The organism is Paramicrobacterium salitolerans (genome assembly GCF_051513965.1).
Classification (GTDB): Bacteria; Actinomycetota; Actinomycetes; order Actinomycetales; family Microbacteriaceae; genus Paramicrobacterium.
In genome coordinates this window covers 826,003-847,825 of record NZ_CP195847.1, presented here as the reverse complement: position 1 = coordinate 847,825, position 21,823 = coordinate 826,003, and the positions used below count along the sequence as shown (strand labels likewise).

17 protein-coding genes are annotated in these 21,823 nt (G+C 59.0%); 4 read left to right on the top strand and 13 right to left on the bottom strand.

The genetic code is table 11. From position 1 onward, the window contains the following. Positions 1 to 2: 2 nt before the first annotated feature. Entirely contained in the window at positions 3 to 881 is an 879-nt protein-coding gene (locus tag ACSAGD_RS03980; protein ID WP_437584436.1) for an ABC transporter permease, read from the bottom strand. 163 nt (positions 882 to 1,044) lie between these two features. Here ACSAGD_RS03980 and ACSAGD_RS03975 point away from each other — a divergent pair, with 163 nt between their 5' ends. Both ACSAGD_RS03975 and ACSAGD_RS03970 read left to right on the top strand, forming a co-directional pair. Beyond that, on the top strand, positions 1,045 to 2,955 hold the full coding sequence (locus tag ACSAGD_RS03975; RefSeq protein WP_437584435.1) for a glycosyltransferase: 1,911 nt from the start codon (positions 1,045 to 1,047) through the stop codon (positions 2,953 to 2,955). Between the two features lie 21 nt (positions 2,956 to 2,976). Continuing rightward, on the top strand, positions 2,977 to 4,335 hold the full coding sequence (locus ACSAGD_RS03970; protein WP_437584434.1) for an SDR family NAD(P)-dependent oxidoreductase: 1,359 nt from the start codon (positions 2,977 to 2,979) through the stop codon (positions 4,333 to 4,335). Between the two features lie 12 nt (positions 4,336 to 4,347). On the opposite strand, the gene ACSAGD_RS03965 is transcribed toward ACSAGD_RS03970, so the two are convergent. From ACSAGD_RS03965 to ACSAGD_RS03920, 10 genes are all read right to left on the bottom strand, one after another. Then, entirely contained in the window at positions 4,348 to 5,847 is a 1,500-nt protein-coding gene (locus ACSAGD_RS03965; RefSeq protein ID WP_437584433.1) for a polysaccharide pyruvyl transferase family protein, read from the bottom strand. Positions 5,848 to 5,968: 121 nt separating this feature from the next. Next, positions 5,969 to 7,654: a CDP-glycerol glycerophosphotransferase family protein gene (locus tag ACSAGD_RS03960; protein WP_437584432.1), complete on the bottom strand. Its 1,686-nt coding sequence runs from the start codon at positions 7,652 to 7,654 to the stop codon at positions 5,969 to 5,971. Positions 7,655 to 7,797: 143 nt separating this feature from the next. Then, on the bottom strand, positions 7,798 to 9,219 hold the full coding sequence (locus tag ACSAGD_RS03955; protein ID WP_437584431.1) for a glycosyltransferase: 1,422 nt from the start codon (positions 9,217 to 9,219) through the stop codon (positions 7,798 to 7,800). 131 nt (positions 9,220 to 9,350) lie between these two features. Beyond that, a complete protein-coding gene (locus ACSAGD_RS03950) occupies positions 9,351 to 9,569 on the bottom strand; it encodes a DUF6752 domain-containing protein (RefSeq protein WP_437584429.1) in 219 nt (72 codons plus the stop codon). Positions 9,570 to 9,577: 8 nt separating this feature from the next. Beyond that, the gene (locus ACSAGD_RS03945) at positions 9,578 to 11,098 is read right to left on the bottom strand and encodes a class I SAM-dependent methyltransferase (RefSeq protein WP_437584428.1); all 1,521 of its coding nucleotides are present in this window, start codon (positions 11,096 to 11,098) and stop codon (positions 9,578 to 9,580) included. A gap of 10 nt (positions 11,099 to 11,108) precedes the next feature. Next, positions 11,109 to 12,254, bottom strand: coding sequence for a UDP-galactopyranose mutase (glf, locus tag ACSAGD_RS03940; protein WP_437584427.1), 1,146 nt, complete (start codon positions 12,252 to 12,254; stop codon positions 11,109 to 11,111). Positions 12,255 to 12,317: 63 nt separating this feature from the next. Further along, positions 12,318 to 13,286: a UDP-glucose 4-epimerase GalE gene (gene galE, locus ACSAGD_RS03935; RefSeq protein WP_437584426.1), complete on the bottom strand. Its 969-nt coding sequence runs from the start codon at positions 13,284 to 13,286 to the stop codon at positions 12,318 to 12,320. Positions 13,287 to 13,328: 42 nt separating this feature from the next. Continuing rightward, positions 13,329 to 14,624: a nucleotide sugar dehydrogenase gene (locus ACSAGD_RS03930; protein ID WP_437584425.1), complete on the bottom strand. Its 1,296-nt coding sequence runs from the start codon at positions 14,622 to 14,624 to the stop codon at positions 13,329 to 13,331. A 51-nt stretch (positions 14,625 to 14,675) separates the two neighbouring features. Continuing rightward, the gene (locus ACSAGD_RS03925) at positions 14,676 to 15,098 is read right to left on the bottom strand and encodes a hypothetical protein (RefSeq protein WP_437584424.1); all 423 of its coding nucleotides are present in this window, start codon (positions 15,096 to 15,098) and stop codon (positions 14,676 to 14,678) included. A gap of 1 nt (position 15,099) precedes the next feature. Further along, the gene (locus ACSAGD_RS03920) at positions 15,100 to 16,425 is read right to left on the bottom strand and encodes a glycosyltransferase (protein WP_437584423.1); all 1,326 of its coding nucleotides are present in this window, start codon (positions 16,423 to 16,425) and stop codon (positions 15,100 to 15,102) included. A gap of 103 nt (positions 16,426 to 16,528) precedes the next feature. Between ACSAGD_RS03920 and ACSAGD_RS03915 the strand changes: the two genes are divergently transcribed. Next, complete coding sequence (locus tag ACSAGD_RS03915) at positions 16,529 to 17,677, top strand: glycosyltransferase (protein WP_437584422.1); 1,149 nt, start codon at positions 16,529 to 16,531, stop codon at positions 17,675 to 17,677. Beyond that, the gene (locus ACSAGD_RS03910) at positions 17,674 to 18,816 is read left to right on the top strand and encodes a hypothetical protein (protein ID WP_437584421.1); all 1,143 of its coding nucleotides are present in this window, start codon (positions 17,674 to 17,676) and stop codon (positions 18,814 to 18,816) included. The genes ACSAGD_RS03915 and ACSAGD_RS03910 overlap by 4 nt, the downstream gene beginning before the upstream one ends. Here ACSAGD_RS03910 and ACSAGD_RS03905 read toward each other — a convergent pair. Then, entirely contained in the window at positions 18,806 to 20,002 is a 1,197-nt protein-coding gene (locus tag ACSAGD_RS03905) for a hypothetical protein (protein ID WP_437584420.1), read from the bottom strand. The two genes, ACSAGD_RS03910 and ACSAGD_RS03905, sit on opposite strands and share 11 nt — an antisense overlap. A gap of 6 nt (positions 20,003 to 20,008) precedes the next feature. Then, positions 20,009 to 21,787, bottom strand: coding sequence for an ABC transporter ATP-binding protein (locus tag ACSAGD_RS03900; protein ID WP_437584419.1), 1,779 nt, complete (start codon positions 21,785 to 21,787; stop codon positions 20,009 to 20,011). Positions 21,788 to 21,823: the final 36 nt, after the last annotated feature.

Sequence of the window (21,823 nt, the reverse complement as noted above, 5' to 3'; positions counted from 1 at the left end):
GCTTACAGGTCCTGGGCGAAGTTGCGCTCGAAACGACGGAACACCAGCTGGCCGACGATGATCGCGCAAATCGCGATCGTGAATGATGCGACGACATACAACGGCAGGTGGACCGGCGTCGGCAAAGAGCCGTCCGAGGTGGGGAACCAGAAACCATAATGGAATAGCTCAACCGCGGAGGTAAGTGGGTTGCACATATAGATATTGAACAGCCATCCGGGCGCCTTGTCTGACAGCATGTTCCACGAATAGAGGACCGGAGCAGTCCATGTCGCAAACGTGCGGATGATTTCAACGAAGTTCTGCGCATCACGATAGGCGACGTTCAAAGCACCAAAGAACAACCCGAGACCGGTCGAGAACAGAACTATTAGAAGCATTCCTAATAGAGCGGCAACGACGCCTAGCAGTGAAGGTACCCAACCGGTCAATAGCGAGACGAAGAGCAAAATCGCCGCTTGGGGCAAAAAGTGCACGAACGCGACTATGACGGTCGCAACTGGGAAGAGCTCGCGCGGGAGGTAGATCTTCTTCACGAGCGCTTTATTGCTGACAATCGAGGTAGTGGCGTTATGGAACGACTCATTGAAGAGATTCACCACGACGATTCCCGAGAATAGATACACCGGAAAGTTATCGATCCCCTTGTTCAAGCCCAGAATGTGGCCCATCACAAGGTAGTACACCAAGAACTGCGATGCGGGTTTCGCGTACGACCATAGCCAGCCGAAGACGGAGTTACGGTATCGAGTTGAGACGTCCTTCTTGACTAGAACCTTCAACAGGTAGCGCCGCGTGAAGATATCGAGAATTCCACGTCCCCTGCCGGGGGTCTTAAACTCGCTCAGGTCAGCGTTCGTCAATCCATCTGCCAATGTCATTGCGCTCTCGGGTCAAGCTCTGGGGCCAACTGGAATCATAGCGCTGTCAAGCTGAATTCCTCTCGGGTGCAGGTTGCTTCCAGCAATTATCTGAACTGTGCCGTTAGGCTCAGAGAGGCAAACGGGCCGCAAACCCCGAGATATCAGGAGTCTTACCGCGCGCATGTGGACTGCATTGCAGAACGTTGTCTTCCCCCTGGACCGCGATCCAGACGTCCTTCCGCTTTACTCTGACCCGGAAACGTGGACAGTAATCGAAGGCGAGAGTGTCAAGGTGAGCAGCAATGCTCACATCGATAATGTTCTTGGCCGACACAGCGCACGGGTGCCCGAAGGGCGCCGGGTTTCTTTCGCCAGCTATTTCAACGCGTTCCCAGCCTCCTATTGGCAGCACTGGACAAACGTCAAGCGCGTACGACTGGAAGTGGAGACATCCGGGTCAGGCACGGTTCTCGTCTACCGCTCGAATTCGCAGGGCGCTCAACAGCGGGTCGAGTCTCGACGCGTGTCTGGAGTCTCCACTTCCACCTTTGACCTTCCACTGAAGACCTTTGGGGACGGCGGTTGGTACTGGTTCGAGCTCGAAGCAGATTCAGGAGACTTGATTCTGAGCCGCGGTGCGTGGCTCACCGATGCGAAGCAGAAGCAGGCAGGCAAAGCCTCGCTTGGGACGACGACGTTCAATAAGCCCGACTACTGCGTTCGAACTCTCGACGCCTTGGCGCAGAGCCCTGAAGTGCTCGAACTTATCGATCGAATCTTCATCATTGATCAGGGGAACGAGAAGGTCGCAGACGAAGAGGGCTTCGACAAGGTCAGTGCGGCTCTCGGCGACCAGCTGGAGATCATCACTCAAGCCAACCTCGGGGGCTCGGGCGGCTTCTCTCGCTCGATGGCTGAGACTCTCAAGCGTGAGGACAGTGACTTCCTCATCCTCCTTGACGATGACGTGAAGATTGAGCCCGAGAGCATCCTTCGCGCAGTGGCGTTCGCGCGCCACAGCAAGAACCCCACCATCGTGGGCGGCCACATGTTCGATCTACTCAATCGACCTGTGCTTCATGCGTTTGCGGAGATCGTTGACCAAGGGCCTTTCATCTGGCGACCACAGCACCGTGAGTACTTCCCGCACGATTTCCGCACGACCAACCTGCGTCAAACGCGCTGGATGCACTCACGTATGGACGCAGATTACAATGGCTGGTGGTTCTGCCTCATTCCGAAGAAGGTCATTCAGGAGATCGGTCTCTCGCTGCCCGCATTCATCAAATGGGATGATTCCGAGTACAGCCTGCGCGCCCGCAGCAAGGGATTCCACACAGTCTCGCTGCCCGGAGTGGCGCTCTGGCATGTCTCGTGGCTAGACAAGGACGATTCGATCGACTGGCAAGCGTACTTCCACGCGAGAAACCGAATCGTCGCGGGGCTGCTTCATTCGCCGTTCCCAAAGAGCGGTGGTCTGCTTCGCGACAGTTTCCGTCTCGACCTGAAGCACCTGCTGTCGATGCAGTATTACGCGGTCACGCTGCGGCACATGGCTCTGCGCGACATCCTTAACGGGCCTGAGCATATGCACAAGACGCTCCCGACCCAGCTAAGCATTCTGCGCAACACAGCTTCGTCGTTCAGCGAGATGCAGGTCATTCGCAAGCAAGACGACATGCCCAGTACTAACAGGGGCAAGCAGGTATTCCCGATCGATCCCCCGTTCTCGGGCCCAAAGGGACCGCGTGGAGCCAGCCTCGCTATCTTCACAGCGAAGATGACTCTCCGTCACTGGTTCACCTCGCCCTCGGCCCGAAACCGGAAGCGTCCTGAGGTTGAGCTTGCCAAGCGCGATGCGACCTGGTTCCGCACGCCTCACTACGACAGCGCCTTGATCTCAACAGCTGATGGCTCGGGTAAGTCCTGGTATCAGCGTGACCGAGCGACCTTCCGCCGTCTACTGAGAGAGAGCCTCAGCCTGCACAAGCAGCTCCGCGACAATTGGAGCTCGGTTCGCGCTTCGTACCAGCGCGCTCTGCCAGAGATCACGTCGGTCGGAGAATGGAACAAGACGTTCACGCAGCAGTGAGCGTAAGGAGTAGCAAGAGATATGAGAACTGTAGCTGTCATCCTTGCCGGAGGCGTCGGCGTGCGCGTTGGTCTCGGCATCCCCAAGCAACTCATCAAGATTGCGGGTAAGGCAATCGTCGAGCACACGCTCGAAGCGGTCGAAGCCAACGAGCACATCGATGAAATCATCATCATGATGAATGAGGCGTCGATTCACGAGCTTGATCACCTGCGGCACGACTCTCGCTTCTCTAAGCTCAGTCGCATTCTTCCAGGGGGTGAGACTCGTAATGACACGACGCAACGTGCTCTCGATGCATTACCCGAAGACGAATGCAAGGTCCTCTTCCACGACGCTGTCAGGCCATTCGTGGACCAGCGCATTTTGAACGAGTGCGTGGCAGCTCTCGATACGTACGACGCTGTCGACACGGCAATACCCTCGGCCGACACCATCATTCAGGTCGGACAAGACGGCTGCATCGACGCGATGCCTGACCGTTCTGTCCTTAGGCGAGGACAAACTCCACAGGCTTTCAAGGTCTCGACCATTCGTGAGGCATACGCGCTTGCCCGGGAGGACGAAAACTTCAAGGCAACGGATGACTGCGGTGTCATCTTCAAGTACCTTCCCGATGTGAAGATCTTCGTCGTGGAAGGTACGGCCGAGAATATGAAAGTCACCGAGCCAATCGACATCCATATCGCTGACAAAATCTTCCAGCTCCAGTCTGCGAGCCTCTCCAACGACGCAGCCGACTTGCCCGACCTCGCGGAGAAGTCGGTCGTGGTATTCGGCGGCAGCTACGGGATCGGCCAGAGCGTGGTCGAGTTGTGCCGCGAGCGTGGCGCAACAGTCTTCCCGTTCAGCAGAAGTTCAACCAACACTGACGTCACGTCACGCAAGGATGTCAAGCACGCGCTGACAGAAGCGAAACAGAAATTCGGTCGTGTCGACTATGTCATTGTCACGGCTGGTGTGCTGTCCATATCTCCTCTCGCCGATGCTCCGAAAAAGCAAATCAAACAGACGATCCGCACTAACCTCACGGCGCCGGCAATCATCGCTCAAGAGTCGTATGAACTGCTGAAGGATTCCAGCGGATCTCTGACGTTCTTCACGTCCAGCTCCTACACGCGAGGCCGCGCAGGCTACAGCTTGTACTCTGCGACCAAAGCCGGAGTTGTCAACATGACGCAGGCCCTCGCCGAGGAATGGGGAGACGAGCATGTTCGCGTCAACTGTGTTAATCCGCAGCGGACTCATACTCCAATGAGGACGGCTGCATTTGGCGATGAGCCAGAAGGCACCCTCCTGACCGCTGAAGCAGTGGCCGAAGCAACCCTTCGCATCATGGCATCTTCGCTGACCGGTCAGGTGATCAGCGTCCGACTTTGACTGTTGTGTACTCTAGACGCGTTTGAACAAGCGACGTAAGCGGTGCTTGAGCGCCCGTAGCACCCGTCGCTCAAACGGGACTCCTAAATAGTTCTTGAAATCATCTAACTCAGCCTGAGTCTGGACAGATGTTTTCTGAGCGGCGCGGACGGCGGACGTCAAATCGGCTACTTCCGCTCTGATCCTCTTCGTCTCTTTCTCTACGGCGGTGGCAATCTCGTGGGAGGATCGCCGCGCCTGCGTCCGAGGCTCGAAGCGCGGTTCATAGGCCTCGAACGGTCGGTATTGATCGGCCTGAATGCCTTGCCAAATCCAGCGCAGTCGGGCTGCAAGCTCCTCTCGACTTGCCGCTGAGACCGGCAACGCCCCACCAGGATGAGACGTAGCTTCAAGTAGCCTCGTGTAATCGGGATTGCTGCAACCCTTGTCGTGAATAGACGGTACCCTATTTCGCTGCAGGAACTCATGCCAGCTAGCGCGGTTCGGCGCGCGGCGAGCGTTAAATTCCGATAGCTCGGTTTCGGAATATAGTTTCGATGCATCGACTTGTGTGGGATCCGACGGCATCTCGATATAAGGCATCCCGTGAAAACGAGCAAGTTCCAAAGTACGTGAGTCGTGTGCCAATAGCATCGCCGGCGTTCCGGAAGCCAACGCCGCGATGTTCCCATGGATTCTCGTCCCAAACGCAAAGTCTTGTTGGGAGAGAAACTTCTTCCACGGCTCCGCGTCAGTAAAAAACCTGATCTTGCCTTCGCGATACATAGGATGATCCACGGAGCTTGGAAGGCCTGGAGGAAAATTGCGAATCTCCTGCCCCCAAAGCAGTAGCAAGAGCTCCGGATGGTTTTGAGGAATATAGACCAAGTTCGGGAACCGCTCATAGTGCCATTGCAGCACTTCCGCAATCCGGCTGACTTGAGGCGAAATGTTGATTGCCAATCGCCCATTTGCGTCAAGCTGGGGCACCTTGCGAACGACTTGCGGCGCTGTCCCCTCGAAATCATGCAACGATGGGCACCCGATGACGTCTATTGAGTTGCTCTCAAACCCTAGGCGACTCAGATAGTCCGCAGTAATATCACCTCTAACTCCAATGGAGGCAGATCGGTCCAATACTGCGGCGACAAATTTCCGGCAGTCATAATCCAGCTCAGGAGAGGTTGAGCTCACGTCGCCATTCAACCCAACCTGCGCCCCGACGCCCGTCACCACGACTGGAATATCCAGCTTCTCAATCACGTTTGTGAGTCTGCGCAGTGCGGGACGAAAACTCTCACGGAACGCATTAGCTAGCGGTACAATGAAGGCGTCGAACTCACCGTTAATACGAGAGATGTATTCCTCAGTGACGCCGGTTCGCTCCGTTGTCAGAGAGTCCGAAATTACCTCGGTGTCCGGTGTACTCAAAGCGCGATGAACGGCGTGTGTAAACAAGAAGTTTCCCGAGTTTGATGCAAAAACTCCGAAAGTTTTTCTCGCAGCCGCTGCTTCATTCGAGAGAACGTCCATGGGGGATTTTCCCGATCGAACAAGTAACCGCTTAAATTTCCTCACCCATTCATCAAAGAAGGGGCCCGTACCTATGTGCACGAACCGTGGTTATAAATAACCACAGTAGCAACTTGCGGCGCTAAGCGCTTACTATTTCTTCACGCAACGAGTCGACGAAATGGTCAGCGTAGCCATCAGACGAAAAGTCACCTAGATAGTAAGACTTAGCGCTGATTCGGTTATCCCGCGCTGTATCGTTCCCGAACATGTCATCCAGAACCACTGGCAGGTCCTTAAGCTTGCCGTCAATTACCGGGAGCCGGGTGGACACTGGGAACGACGTCTGGAAGAGCTCTCTCGAAGTATTGGCAGCTACCAACGCGACAGGCTTCTCAGAGAAAAGATAGTCAGATACGATGCTTGAAATATCCGCAATCATGGCGTCTGATGCGTTGAAACAGTCGATGATTGACATCGATGTCTCCGCTGCCTGGCCGAAAATGTGCCGTCTCCCAGTTAGGTCTCGGTCTCTGGCCAACATAGTACGAATCTCTGATGCCTTCGCCTGGAGTTCACTGTTTCGATTGGTGAATGCATGCGGCCTGAAGATGACGGTCTTCCCCCGAGCTAGAAGCTCCTTCACAATCTCAGGAGCTACGCGGAGCGAACTGAAGTCTGAATCATTAAAGAACCCGGCCCAAGTCGGCGCGTAAAGCACAGTCTCGACACCGCGGGTGTGAGAGCTGACTTGAATGCTCGCAACCTGCGGTCTTCCTACAACCTTCACAAGCTCTCGGGGCATGTACACCCCGTAATGCTCGAAACGATCGATAGCAGCTTGCCCAGCTACGAAATTCATATCGAACATGCGGAACATCGGACTCACGCTAGCGGGCTTATCGCTATCTCCGTGGTTTATCTGAATGTGCTTCAGATGCGTGAAGCGAATATAGTGAGCATTCTTCACCGTAGTGTTCACGTAGACGATTGCTCTTAGCGACGGCACGATCGTGTTGTCGACGTCGATCATGTCTCCAGCATGAACGACGGGTGATCCAACCAGTCGCGCCATTGGCGCGACAAACTTATCCTTACGAACGATTACGGCGTAATTAATGCCTGTGCGTTCTAGATAATCCGCCCACATACCAACCTGATAAAGGCCATCGTCAGGGCCATCCCAATGCACCAAGAACTTTGGTTCGAGTTGCTTGAGCGCAACGTGCTTTGCGATTACCATCCGGTGATGCTTGAGCCTGTAAAGCTTGAGCCTCGCGGCCGCAGCACCGACCACTCCGATCATCGCCAGCACGGTCAGCAGGGAGATTACAGGGGACCATTCGTACGCGACTGAGATAACGAGCAAGAGCTCTAGCGTCAATGCGAGACTAAAGAGCAACTTATCAGTTCTCTCAAGCGATGTTCGCGGAAGCTCATGCATTCCGGGGAGGTTTGCAGCCGGTTCATAAGGCAAACGTTCCATCGGCTTACGCAGCAGTGCCTCAACTGTGAGAGCGATAGCAAAGACACACACGAGGATAGTTCCCGGAACGTCGTGCCAGGCCATGACAACCGGGAAGATCAAAATTACGAGCCGTGCGGGAACGTACTTACCAACCCAGACCCGGCTTGTAAGAGCAGTCAGGAAGACCAGAACAAGAACCACGCCAGCGAGTACGGGGAGTATCTCGGATCCTGTGAAGAAAGTTGACGACAACACAACAACGAGCGCGAGCAGCGTGAGTACCTGTTCGCGGCCCCCCCAACGGACGAAGTTATCCCAATATCCGGCTAACAGCTCCTTTCGGCGGACGTTACGATCCACTCGCGAAGCGTGACTACCTGAGGGAGTTCCGGCTCGCGCAGCGGCTTGGGCCACTTTCGTCGCACTACTGGTGTTTTCGGCGGACAATGTCTACTTTTCGTCTTTCTAATTACTTAGGCGCCAGGCACTAGCCCAGCGCGCATTCAGTTCTCCTGGAAACCGTCGTCCAACTCGCGAAGCAAGTATTTCCACTGACGGTGGACCGCGTCTCCGGTATATCGTTCCTTAATTTTTGCACGCCCACGCCGTCCCATTTCTCCAGCACGTTCTTGATCAGTCAGGAGCTCCGAAACCCCAGCCGCCAGCGCCTCCACGTTCCCCAATGGAGTAAGAATTCCGTCCACACCGTCGTCTATCAGATCGCTTGGACCGTAATTGCAGTTATACGACACCGGTGGCGTCCCTGCTAACAACGACTCCGCTATAGCAAAGGAGAATCCTTCATATTTCGATGGCAGCACAGTACAGACTGAACTAGCCATCTCCTTCAAAGGCTCATTAGTGTGTCCCGGCAGCTTCACGACATCCTCGAGATGAAGCTCCTTAACAAGACATTCCAGTTTGTAGCGTTGGTTTCCTTCCCCGAAAATTTCAAGACGTGCCTGAGGAAATTTTTCATGCACAAGTGCAAAAGCTTGTATTGCTTCATCAACCGCCTTCGAACTCACGAGTCGCGCTATCATCGTGACCTTTTCAGCATCTTTCTGAACCGATTCGGGAGCTTCTGCCGTGATGATGTTCGGGATCACATGAATGTTTTTCAGTTTTGGGAATTGAGCCCGAATGTCGCGTGCCTGCGCTTCCGTCAATACGACAAAAGCGTCGAGCGTATGAGCGAAAGTCATGAGGTCTGCGTACATGGGCTTGAGTACATTGCCGAGAGCATACGGCGGCTCCGCAAATTGGTTCGTATGCATCTGAAAAACTCGATTTGCAATCGAACGATCAATCTTGCTGACACTTCGAGCGCTCCCAGGCCCATCACAGATAAACGTAGACCGTTCATTTGAATCTTTCGCAAGCTGTTCCATCCACGCGATGTGCCACTCTGCTTTCGTCTTGAACTCACGAAACTTCTTCGCGCTTGGCCAATAAGCACGAATCGATGACAGTTTCTCTTTATCAAAGAGAAACTCGAGTGTTTTCTGACCTGTATTGGCGAAGTGCTCCTCCGAGACCAGTTTCGAATCCACAAAGCGACGGATCCGATACGGGGTCTGGCGTGTATCATTGCGACGAGACGTTTCAACCGTGTACTCCCCTGCGCGCTTGTAGCGAACCGCATTGCTCTTTCGTCTCAGCCAGGCGCGTAATGAGCTCTGAGTACGTATCCTTTGCTTCTCCACGTGTGTTTGGAGAGTCTTGTATGGATTGAGAACTTCGACGTGTTCATCGAGCCTTCCGGCTGCGCGAAAATTACGAACTCGTTTGTCAAACTCGGGCACCCACGACAGGTACACGATTCCAGCGCGTTCCCCATGGCGGTGAAACATATTGGCACGGCTCATCGCCGCAAAGGTTCCTCCACCGTTACCCATCCCGCCGAAAACCATGAAAACGGCCATGCTCCCCCTGTTCTTCGTGATATCGATGTCGACATCGCGCCATGACTGTCAGTCCTGATCGGACATTTTTCGGTTAGCCATTGCCATCAATACCCAACAAGCCTGAGCAATTACCGACGGTACTATCGCTTCTAATCTGCTGAATGCGTGTACCCGAGCCTGTCCACGACGAGGTCCGTAAGCTCGGCGATACGGAGACTGTCCCGGCGTGCCTCGTCGACTTCTTTCTTGAGACGCTCGACGTCATACTTCAGGTCGCTCACCTGCTGCCGAAGATCTTGGATCTCCTCACTCGCAACCATGCCCTCCGGAGCTGCTGTCCACGCAAGACGCTTCAACCTGTTCTTCATTCCCAAGGCTAACTCTCCGTTCTCTGGCCGATGACTGAATCGGTGACCATCCGCCGACCTTCGCTGCTCATCTCCGTCTTGGAGCGGATGATTCTGACTCGCAAATCATGGTCGCCGGCTGTGTGATAGATACTGTTGATCGGAATGTGCCACGTCTGCGGCCGCGTCATATCGAAGCCACGTCCCGGTGAGGCGAACGACGTCATGAAGGCGAACGAGCCGTCTCGCAGCAAGTATTTGCAGAGAAGCGTGGCGTTGATGCGCGCCGAGTTCGTGACTCCGTCGATCGCGTGTCGCATGTAGATATAGACCGGACGCTCTTCCTGCCGAAGCTCAATAGCCAGCTGAAGCATCTGCTTGCGGTCGTAGAGATTCGCAACACGAAAGTCGACAGATGCGTCCTTCTGTTGCCTAGCAAGGTCAATCGCTACCCACGAGAAATCGAACGCGGTCACTTCGTGTCCCTGAGAAGCGAGGAAACGCGCGTCGGCGCCAGTGCCGCATCCGATCTCCAGTACACGTGCGTTCTCGGGCAGCATCTCGGCAAAACGTTTGACGGAGTCAGAAGGACCGCGCAGTTCTGAGAGGCTTTGGTAACGCGCATCCCAGTAAAGTCGGTGCAGACTCTGACGGCCGAACCAGAAGTGAAACCGCCGAACTGTCTCGTCTGGAGTCTCAAACGTGAAGGTTGGGTCAGGCGTTCGCCAATTCGGGCCGTAGCAGGCGGCCAGCCAGCCCTCCGGGTTCGCGGGTGCGGCAAGTTCCACGCCGCCGAGCGTCAGCGTGCTCGTCGGTGCGATATCGCTTTCTGTCAGCTCGTCCGTATCGACATGGATCGGTTCGTAGAACTGGCCGTCTTTGAACAGCGCGGTGAACACATCCACGAAATGGTCGATGTGCCCCGATTCGGTCTTAAACATGACCTGGAAGTGGCTGACACTGTGGCGGACGATCCAGTAGCCCAGTTCTTCGAAGTCTCTCTGCAGCTTAAAGCTCTCGAGGGCGACGTCTGAGGGGTGCGAGTACTTGCTGAGATATGCGGTGTCTGCGTCGTCGTCGTGCTCGAGGACGTCTCCGTTGCGCACAGCTCCGAGAAGCGTGCCTCCCACGATGAAGGCGTCAAAGCCAAAGTCACGAAGCCGCTCAAGAACCTCGGCTGTTCGCGCGATCAGTCGATCCTTGTCGCCACGTGTCTGCTGTTCGAAGCTGTATGTCAGCCTGCCCCATTTGTTCACGGTAAGGGTTCGACCGTCAGCGTCTTTCAGAACGATGGGCCGATCCGAGTCTCCAAAGGAGAGAACCCGTCGGTCAAGAACATCACCGTTCTCATTGCGCACGTCGAAGCGGCTCCGACCGTTCATCTGGCGCAGAAGCTCGTCCGGCCACGGGACAAGGATGCCCGCCTTCCGAGCAACAGCATCAGAGGAGACTGTCCAGAGATGACGGTCGTCGAGGTAGACATTCAATGACGACGTTGCGGCCCCGGGACGGACAAATATCCCTCGTTTGCTGAGCAACGCTGCCTTCATTCCTGTGACTCTACTGGTTGGCAAGCTTGTTGTTCCACATCGACAGGGCCGATCCGATTGCCATGTGCATGTCGAGGTACTGATAAGTGCCGAGACGCCCACCGAAGTAGACCTCCGGCTCGCCCTCCTGCAGTTCACGGTACTTGAGGAGCCCCTCACGGTCGGAGGCTGTGTTCACCGGATAGTACGGCTCATCCCCTCGCTCAGCGAATCGCGAGAACTCGCGCATGATCACTGTCTTGTCCTTCGGGTAGTAATCACGCTCAGGATGGAAGTGACGGAACTCGTGGATGCGGGTGAACGGAACATCCATGTCCGGGTAGTTCATCACTGACGTCCCTTGGAAGTCGCCGACCTGCAGAACCTCCTGCTCGAAGTCGAGCGTGCGCCACGAGAGCTCACCCTCGGCGTAGTCAAAGTACCTGTCGACCGGTCCCGTGTAGACGATCGGGATCTGCCCGACTGTCGCTTTTTTGTTGAACGGCTGCGACTCGTCGAAAAAGTCGACGTTAAGCTTCACCTCGATGTTGGGGTGATCGGCCATTCGCTCGAGCCACGGCGTGTAGCCGTCGGTCGGCAGACCCTCCCACGTGTCGTTGAAATAGCGGTTGTCGTATGTGTAGCGCACTGGCAGTCGGCTCACGATTGAGGCTGGCAGGTCATGCGGATCCGTCTGCCACTGTTTTGCCGTGTAGTCGCGGAAGAACGCCTCATACAGAGGGCGCCCGACAAGCGAAATGCCCTTCTCAACGAAGTTGCTCGCGTTCTTCGAGTTGAACTCCCCTGCCTGCTCAGCAATGAGCTCTCGTGCCTGAGTCGGCGTGTACGCGGCTTGGAAGAACTGGTTGATGGTGCCCAGGTTCACCGGCATCGGGTATACGACACCCTTGTGCGTCGTATAGACCTTGTGCACATAGCTCGTGAACGTCGTGAAGCGGTTGACGTACTCCCACACCGCCTTGTTGGACGTGTGGAAGAGGTGCGCGCCATACTTGTGAATCTCGATCCCCGTCTCGGGCTCGGCCTCGCTGTAGGCATTACCGCCGATGTGCGGGCGCCGCTCGATCACGGTGACTTTGCGCCCGGCCTCTGCAGCACGCTCAGCGATGGTCAGGCCGAAGAAGCCAGACCCGACAACGAGAAGGTCACAGTTCACGAGTGCTCATACTCCTAGATTGCAGCGGGGTTCGTCCATAACGACTTTAGACGGTGACGGCTGTCAGCGCTCCGAGTGGGCGCGAGCAGTCCACGCGGACTCCACCATGTCGCGCACTGTGTGCGTCGGTGTCCAGCTGAAGTTCGCGCTGACTCTCGAGGTATCAGCCACGACCTCTGCCGGATCGCCGGGGCGTCGCTCGATGACTTCGGGCGTGAGGTCGCTCCCACTCACATCGAGGAGCTCACAGAGCACCTCGCGCACGCTGGCGCCGCGGCCTGTACCAATATTGAAGACCGAGTAGCTCGCAGGTGAGCCGCGCAGGTATTCGATGGCAGCGATGTGGGCGGAGGCGAGATCCTGCACGTGGACATAATCGCGAATGCCTGTGCCGTCGGACGTGTCGTAGTCGTCTCCGAAGATCTTCGGAGCACGCCCCTCCGTCACCGCCTCGATCGCAAGCGTCACGAGGTTGGCCGGCACCGTGTCGGCAAGCTCAGGAGCACCTGCGCCCGCCACGTTAAAGTAGCGAAGACTCACGGCCCGAATCGACGTCGATCGGGCAACGTCACGAACGAGCCATTCGCCCACGAGCTTCGATGCCCCATAGGGATTCACTGGGTCAGTGGGATCGTCTTCACGAACCAGTCCGCTCTCAGGGCTGCCATAAACAGCGGCTGATGAGGAGAAGACGAGAAGAGGTACGCTCTCGGCTTCCATCGCCTCGAGCACGTGAGCGAGCGTCTGGGTGTTCTCACGGTAGTAGCGCAGCGGCTGCTCGACGGACTCCCCCACCTGTTTCAGCGCTGCCATGTGAATGACAGCCTCCACCGAGTGGGTGCGAAGAACGTGCCGCAGCTCGTTGACCGCGTAACTCGCGGTCAGGTCGATGTCGTGAGCGGGAACGTCGCCGATGCGGTCTCGACTCCCGGTGCTGAAGTTGTCGACGACAACAACGTCGCCGCGCTCTCGCAGCAGCCTGACGATGTGACCACCGATGTAGCCTGCTCCCCCAGTGACAAGAACGCTCACTGCTTTCCCCCTCGGTATTCGACCTGCGAATCGCGTCTCGGCCTACTGGCCCCCGCCGATGACAAGACGCGGCGTCCCTGCCCAGACTGCCGGGTCGGTCGTGTTACGGCCGTCGATGAGCAGTTTGATGCCGGGAAGATCGGATGCCGAGATGGCTTTGTACTCAGCGTGGTCGGCCTGGATGATCGCGAGATCTGCGGCATCGCCGAGGTGGTAGGTGTCCCAGCCGAACGCGGCAAGCTCATCGTCGGTGTACATCGGATCGTGCACGGTCACGTTCGCGCCGCGCTCGCGCAGCGCATTGACCGTCTCGAAGACTCCGGAGAACGCGGTCTCCTTCACACCACCGCGGTACGAAGCGCCGAGTACGACTGCGCTCACTCCGGACAGGCTGCCGAGGACTTCTTCCGCCTTCGTGACGACACGCTCAGGCATCCCAGCGTTGAAAAGCCGGGCCCGACGCACGATGTCTGCATCCGGGTCAGTGGAGAGGTACAGGCGCGGATAGACGGGGATGCAGTGACCGCCGACGGCGATCCCCGGACGGTGGATGTGGCTGTAGGGCTGCGAGTTGCACGCTTCGATCACCTGATACACGTCGACGCCGATCGTGTCCGCGTAGACGGCGAACTGATTGGCCAGCCCGATGTTGACGTCGCGGTACGTGGTCTCCGCGAGCTTCGCCATTTCTGCGGCTTCTGCCGTGCTGAGATCCCAGACGCCGTTCGCGCGCGTCAGATCGGGACGCTCATCGAAGGTGAGCACCGCCTCGTAGAACTCTTTCGCCTTCTGCGCCCCCTCCGGCGTGAGCCCACCGATCAGCTTGGGGTACTTACGCAGGTCTTCGAACACGCGGCCCGTGAGCACGCGCTCGGGCGAGAAGACGAGGTGGAAGTCTGCGCCTTCGGTCAAGCCTGAGCCCTGCTCGAGCATGGGCTTCCAACGATGACGAGTCGTGCCCACCGGGAGAGTCGTCTCGTAGGAGACAAGCGTGTTCGCCGTGAGATGCTCAGACAGCGACTTCGTCGCGGCATCCATCCACGCGAAATCAGGCTCCCAAGTCTCATCGTTGACGAAGAGCGGTACCACGAGCACGACGGCGTCCGCATTCGGAATCGCCTCCGCATAGTCGGTCGTCGCCTTCAGCCGCCCGGCCGGAACCAGCTCCGAGAGCTTCTCCTGAAGGTGCGCCTCACCGGGGAATGGCTCGACCCCTTTGTTCACCAGGTCGACAACATTCGGGTTCACGTCGACGCCGACGACATCATGACCTGCGTCAGCGAACTGAACAGCAAGAGGAAGACCGATCTTTCCGAGGGCAACAACCGCAATCTGCATGGTCTTCAGTCTACGGTCCCGGCACGGCTCGGTGAGACGCCGAGCTCTCAGTCACTGGATGTTCAGCGCGAACTTTGCGGCAGATACGCCGTAGACCACGGCTGGACCACGGGTCTTGCGAGCAAGATGCCACGTAGCCCACAGCGCATCACGGTCGGCTGCGACAATGACGTCGGCACCTTTCAGCGCATCAGCGACGACCGGCCGCTGCTCGCGCACAGCTCGCCAGAAGCGACGCGAGCGGTCGAACGGAGAGATCCGCACGAGAGTACGGCCGGGGGCGCTGCGCCACAGAATGTCCACCAGCCGCTGCAGACCGGGGCGGAGCTCAGCGACATTTGCGACCACCAGCCGCTGCGACGTGGACGTCGGTGTTTCGCCCGGGCCGATCACGACGGCCTGCCGAGCACCATCAATGGCATCCTCGCGAGGCACTGCGCTCGTGCGCGTTGCAACATAGACGATCTTCGACATGTCAGTTGCCCTCCCCGACGCGCTCGGCCCAGCGCTCGACAACGGGCTCGAGAATGTTCGAACGCTCATATCGGGAGGCCCACTCGCGGGCCGCGACTCGGTCGTCGTCGGTCTGGATCCGAGCAAACTCGACAGCCTTTGTGAGGGCGGCGCCGATGCTCTCGGCATCCATTCGTTCGACCGGGAACCAGCCTGGATACCCATTCAAAACGCCGCTCGCCGCGTTGACGGGGTCATGCACGGAGACGATGGGGAGTCCGGTCGCCATGTACTCGAAGACCTTGCCGCTTGTCATAAAGCGGCTCTTGCCGAGCGGCAGAATGAGCACATCAAGCTCTCGATACACAGCGCCGATCTCCGCCTTCGCGACAGGGCCGCGGTATGCGACGGAATCATCGCCGACCTCGTCGATCGCCGTAAGCACGCCTCCCTCGTCATCACCTTGGTGCCCAAGGTAGCCGTAGAGTTCGAGAGTCGCATCGGCGAGCGCTGTGCCGCTTTGTCGCGCATGCATCCACCCTTCGACAAGCGGGCGGATCGGTGTCTGGCCGGTCATCGTTCCGATGTTGCCGACGCGAACTTCGCTGGGAGGCTCAGGCTTGCTGACCGCAGACGCACCCACGAAACCCGGGTCGAACCCGTTCGGCACAACGTGGATACGATCCGCAGCGTTCGGGTAAAGCTCGGCGTGCCACTGGGCGATGGGGTCGTTCACGAACCACACTTCGTCGGCGTCAGCCACGAGCGAGCGCTCCCACTTCGCAGCGGGGTTGCGATCGCTCAGCGTACGCTTGCCTGAATACATGTCGAGCTGCCACGTGTCGCGATAGTCCATGACGTACGGAACGCCATGCTGCTCTTTCAGGTGCGCACCGGCGACGTGCACCACGTTGGGGTTTGCCGAACCGATGACGAGGTCGACGGGATGCTGCGCGTGGACCTGAGCCGCGGCGTTTTCGAGCACCGGGCGCCAAAGTCCGTAGCGTGGCTCTGGGAACGTACGCGCGGTCAGAAGCGCCTGCCACATGTTCCAGATCTCGGGCGCCCACGCGCGGAACCGACTCCACTGCCGAAGATCAAGCACCGTCTCGCGGTTAGGGAAGGGAAGGCGTCGCACGTCGATCGAAGGATCAATGCGCTCCTCCATCGACGGGTCGATGCCTGTGCTGCGCAGAAACACCTCGCGTTCACACGTCAGCACTGTGACACGCCAGCCTGCCGCTGCGAAAGCGTTCGCCGTTGCGAGGAGCCTGTACGCACCGCCGCTTCGCGATGGTGGGTAGCCCCAAGCGACATAGAGTAGGTGTGGACGTCGTTCGAGGGACAAGTCGGCCTTCTCCGATCAGGGCAGCACGCTCGGCGATGGACGAAAGTCACACTAGCACGCAGCAAACGACGCGCCATGTCAGAGGGAGAGGAATGACGACGCCGTGAAGATCGCGATCACAAAGGGCTCGCTCCTCATTCCCCCGACCTACTTCGCGGTCCAGCACGCGGCGCGTCTTGCGGGCGAGTTCGACTTCTCTGTGTTTGCGGGAACGACAGAGATCACGGATGCCGCAGCACTCGGCGCCGTCGACGTCATCGACGCGCTCGACGATGTCGCTCCGGTGACCCGTCGTCTGTCTATTCGTCAGCGCGAGAAGCTCTCCGCGGCACTGCCGCTTATTCTTCGGCGGCGCATCACTGCGTGGCATCCTGATCTCATTCATCAGCATTTCGGGTACGCATCGATCCCTGCCGTGCGCGCTGCGCGCGACACGGGTGCTCCCCTGTTTGTCACCGTTCACGGTGGCGATGCGTTCTCGATGTTGAAGCCCATGTCGTCGCGGTCGCTTGCTGGACGCCCCGCGCTTGCACGCATGCAGCGCCACGTCTCGGCCGCATACACTTCAGCGCAGAAGATTCTCGCCGTAAGTGAGTACATCGCCGATATCGCGATCGAAGGCGGCGCTGACCCATCGCGCATCACTGTGCACTATCAAGGAGTCGACACCGACTGGTTCACTCCGGCCGAACGCGAGGCGCATGAGATGCCACGCCTGCTGTTCGTGGGCCGGATGGTCGAGACCAAAGGCGTGCGCGATCTCATCGAGGCGTCACAGCAAGCCAGCAAACGTGAACCTCACACGCTCGAGTTCATCGGTGGCGGCCCCATGGTTGAGAGCGCTCGACAGCTCGCGGCATCCTCACCTCATATTCGCGTGCACGGAGCACAGCCGCGCGACGTCGTACGTGAGCACATGCAGCAGGCGGATGCTCTCGTGCTCCCCACTCGAGTGAACAACGGCGCCCGCGAAGCCGCCGGTCTTGTTCTGGTCGAGGCCCAGGCTTGCGGCACACCGGTTATCGCGTATGACAGCGGCGGCACCTCGGAGATGATGGACGAGGGAAAGACGGGAATACTCACCGTGGAAGGCGATATTCCCGGCCTCGGGGACGCACTCGCTGAGTTTCTCGCTCTTCCCGAGGCAACGCGTGATCAGATGCGTCGTGATGCCCGCAACTTTGCCGTGACCGCCCGCAGCCTCGACGAGAGCTGCCGACAACTTGCCAGCCTCTACAAGGAGCGCTCATGACACGTCCACGCATTCTGTGCATTTCTCTCTCCCCCATCGAGCGGGACGCACGCGTGTTGCGTCAGATCTCCGTTCTTCGTGAATACGGCGAGGTCACAACCGTCGGTTACGGCGGCCTGCCCGCAGGTGCCTCGGACCACATCGCAGTTCCCGATGACAAGCCCTCGCTGCCGCAAGATCCCCTCGGAGTGCTGAAGCTCGCACTGCACATGCACCGCAGCGCGGAGCTGAGCGCCCCCGGCATCCGATCAGCCCTTGCTTCACTCGAAGGTCGCTCCTTCGACCTTGTCGTCGCGAACGATGCGCGTGTGCTCGATCTTGCGTTCGCGGTCGCTGGCCATGCTCCAGTGTGGGCGGACATGCACGAGTGGGCACCAGAGGAGCGCACACACGTGCTCGCCTGGCGTCTGCTCGTCGCCCCGTTCATGACGCATCTGTGCCGCACGTACCTCCCGCGTGCTGCGGCGGTCACTACCGTCGGCGGGCGAATCTCGGACCTCTACCGCGAGACATTCGGCGTGCGTCCTCGCGTGATGCGCAACGCGGCTCCCTACGCTGACTTGCCTTTGCAGCCCGCGAGCGACGGCGAGATCCGCCTTGTTCACAGCGGCGCGGCGATCCATGGTCGCAACCTCGAGCTCATGATCGACGCGATGACGCTGCTCGACGACCGCTTCAGTCTCGATCTCTACCTGGTGAGCGCGGCGGATGGCGGCGCGTATCTATCCCAGTTGAAAGAGCGCGCAGCGGGCAACTCGCGCATCCACTTCCGTGACCCAGTGCGCCCGGGCGACCTGCCGAGCACCCTCAACTCATACGATGTAGGCGTGTTCTGGATACCCCCGGTGCACACGAACGCGCGCTACACGCTGCCGAATAAGCTCTTCGACTTTGTGCAGGCCCGGCTCGCGATCGCCATCGGCCCCTCCGAGGAGATGGTCGACGTCGTTCAGCGCCACGGACTCGGCGTCGTCAGTGCGGACTTCACCGCCGAAGCCTGCGCGGACTCGCTGCGCTCGCTCACGACTCAGCGCGTGAACGACTACAAGCAGAACGCCGACCGCGCAGCGCACGAACTGAGCTTCGAGACCGAGTCGGAGGTTGCCCGGTCCATCCTCAGTGACCTGCTTACGCGCTGACCCCGAGGAACGGGGCAAGAGCCCGCGCCGCAAGGCGACCATCGTGCACCTCACGCACGAAGACTGGACCGGATGCCGCGATGGCACGATACTCGTCGCGACGGCGCAGTACATCGCGTAGTCGCGCATCAAGCTGGTCAGGCGTGACTGACTGAACCGGAACTTCCCACCCCGTCACATTGTGAACATGGTCACGCACCTGATCGTGCACGTGCGCAAAGACCAGGCGTCCCGCGGCCATTGCCTCGATAGAAGTTACCGAGTACATACCGAGCGCAAACTGCTCAAGCACGACGTCGGCGTCTCGATAGAGCTGGGGCATTTGCTGCGACGGAACGCCCTGGACCCGCACGTACTCAATGAGCCCCTCCTCCTCAAGCGTCTCCAGCACCGGTTCGATGTGCTGGGTGCCCTTTACTAGAGGGTTCGTCGGCGCGTGCAACACGCGCGGCACGTCGCGCTCGAGAATCGGTGTGTCGGCCGCCCATCGAACGGGATCGACGACCAGCGGGAGCCAGGTGGCGTCCGGGCGGTCGAGGAGCAGCTCAGGGGTCGAAACAAAAACCGGGATGCCGAGTCGATCGAGGATGCCGTGATTATGCCGCGCACGAGACTCGAGTCCCGCCACCCAGTCGGCCGGCGCACCACGGAAGGGCGACCACTCGTCGAGGAGCGCATGTCGTGAGGGCAGGCGCAGATCGGTTCCGTGGCTGACTGCCGCGACCGAGAGACCTCCCGCCTGCAGCCACTCAACCTCTCGATGAAGATAGCCGCTGAACGCTGATCCAAAGAGGGCGCGCTCCGCCTCGACGAGCACGTGCGTGAACCCGGTGCGAACGGCGCGCTTCTGCCGTGCCGCCCAATCGTGGGAGTTCCAGAAAACGTGTTCGGGCAACGCGTAGTCAGCGTCAAATCCGAGATCATTCGGTGCGCGAAACTGCATGTTTCGCGCCTCAACCCCCTCAAGAGTCGACGCAGCAGCTGCCCACGCACGCCCCTGCCCTGCGAAGTTCACAGGCGCGATGTATAGAGCGGTGGATGCCGTCGGCCCAGCGATTGGCGGTGGAACATCTTCCGCGCGCACACGTTCCGCCGCGGGCCGCAGAAGGTTTCCGAAGCGATCAGGTAACCGTGCGCGCAGAACCCTCGTTCCGACCGCAGCAAACCGCGACAGCTTCGGCGCCATGACGACCTACGCCAGTCCTGCGAGCCTCGCCTGCGCAGCGAAGTCTTCGTCGCTCTCCACGACCTCGGCGAAACGCCCCTGCGCCTGAATGCGGCCTTCCTTCATGAAGACCAGCAGGTCGGAATCGCGGATAGTCGAGAGCCTGTGAGCAACCGCGATCACCGTGATATCGCCGTGAAGTGCGTGAATTGCGTCGGTGACATCGGCTTCGGTGCGGGTGTCGAGCGCACTTGTCGCCTCGTCAAGAACCAGTACGAGCGGGTCGTCGTAGAGTGCCCGAGCGATGCCGAGTCTCTGTCGTTGTCCGCCAGAAAGCGCGAGGCCGCGCTCCCCCACGCGCGTATGAAGACCGTCCTCGCGCTCCTGCACGACCTCCCACAGCTGTGCACGTCGCGCTGCGCGCTCCACGCGCTCCAGATCGAGTTCATCGCCCCACGTGAGCGCGATGTTCTGCGCGATCGTGCCGTCGAAGAGTGCGACCTCCTGTGGTACGTACCCCACCTGACGACGCCACGCCAAGAGCACATCTGCGAGGTTCGCACCGTCGATCGCTATTTCGCCGCGCGTCGGAACCAACAGCCCGAGAAGAATGTCGATCAGCGTCGACTTGCCGGCTCCCGATGCTCCTGCCACGCCAACCGTCGAACCGAAGGGTATATCCAAGTCGACTCCGTGAAGCACGGGCCCCGTACCGCCCGGGTACGTGAACTCGACGTCCCGCAACGTGAGCGAACGCGGACTCTCCGGAAGCGGATCGCGCCCGAGCTGCTCAAGTCGAGCGAGGTACTCCTTGGAGTCGTCGATGTCGGTGATGACGGAGTCGACGTATGGCCCTGCGGTGATCGCCCGCGTGATGATGTTCTGGAATCCCGTAAGCGACGGCACGAGGCGGAAGCCCGCAATTCCAAAGAGTGCCACAGCTGTGATCGCCTGTTCCATGCCGCCGATCGCAAACGAGACGCCGCCCGCGAGGACGAAACCGCCGATGATCGCCGCGTCGAAGATGAATCGAGGAACCGTTGAGAGGAAGCTGGCGTTTGCACGAGCGCGCGCGGTATGCGCACGGACGTTCGAGACGGCATCCTCGACTTCTTCGGCCTTGCCTCGGAGCGTGATCTCTTTGAGCGCCGAGACCATGCCGGAGATGAGCGAGGCGACTCGCAACGCCGAGTCACGGGCCACGCGAGCAGCCTGGCGAGTCTTGCGTCCAAGCACGATGTACTGCAGTGTCGCAATACCGCCAAGATAGAGGATCGTGACGACGGCTGTGAGAGGCTGCGACACAATGATCGCGAGGATCACTCCGACAGACGTGACGATAAGTCCGGGCAGCGTTGTGACCGGAAGCAGGAAGCCCGCGATGACGTTCGCGATGCCGGTGTCCGACATCTGCAGAATCTGCGAGGAGTTTCGCGAGAGACGGTCTGTCCACGGTGCCCGAATGTACGCGGAGAGCAGGTGCTGCCCGATCGACAGTTCGTACCGCGCGAAGCGTCTCGTAGCCTGCCACTGCAGCCAGACGCTGATCGCAGACTTGGCGACCACGAGCACGCTGGCCACGAGAATGACCCAAATCGTGGCATCCGCGCTCACCGTTCCGAGCACAGGAATGCTGAAGTCCGCACCGGTCACGGCCGCGGCGAGAGTCACGGCGAGAACGAGAAGAGCGACGACGTCGACGATCGCGAGCACCGCCGACAGGATGCCGAACCATGTGAGGAACCGGCGCGCCCCGGCAGGAAGGTACGGAAGAATCCGCCGCAGAGTCGTGATGATGACCTTCATATTTCTCCGCTCACTTGCCTCTCGTCTTGCGCACCG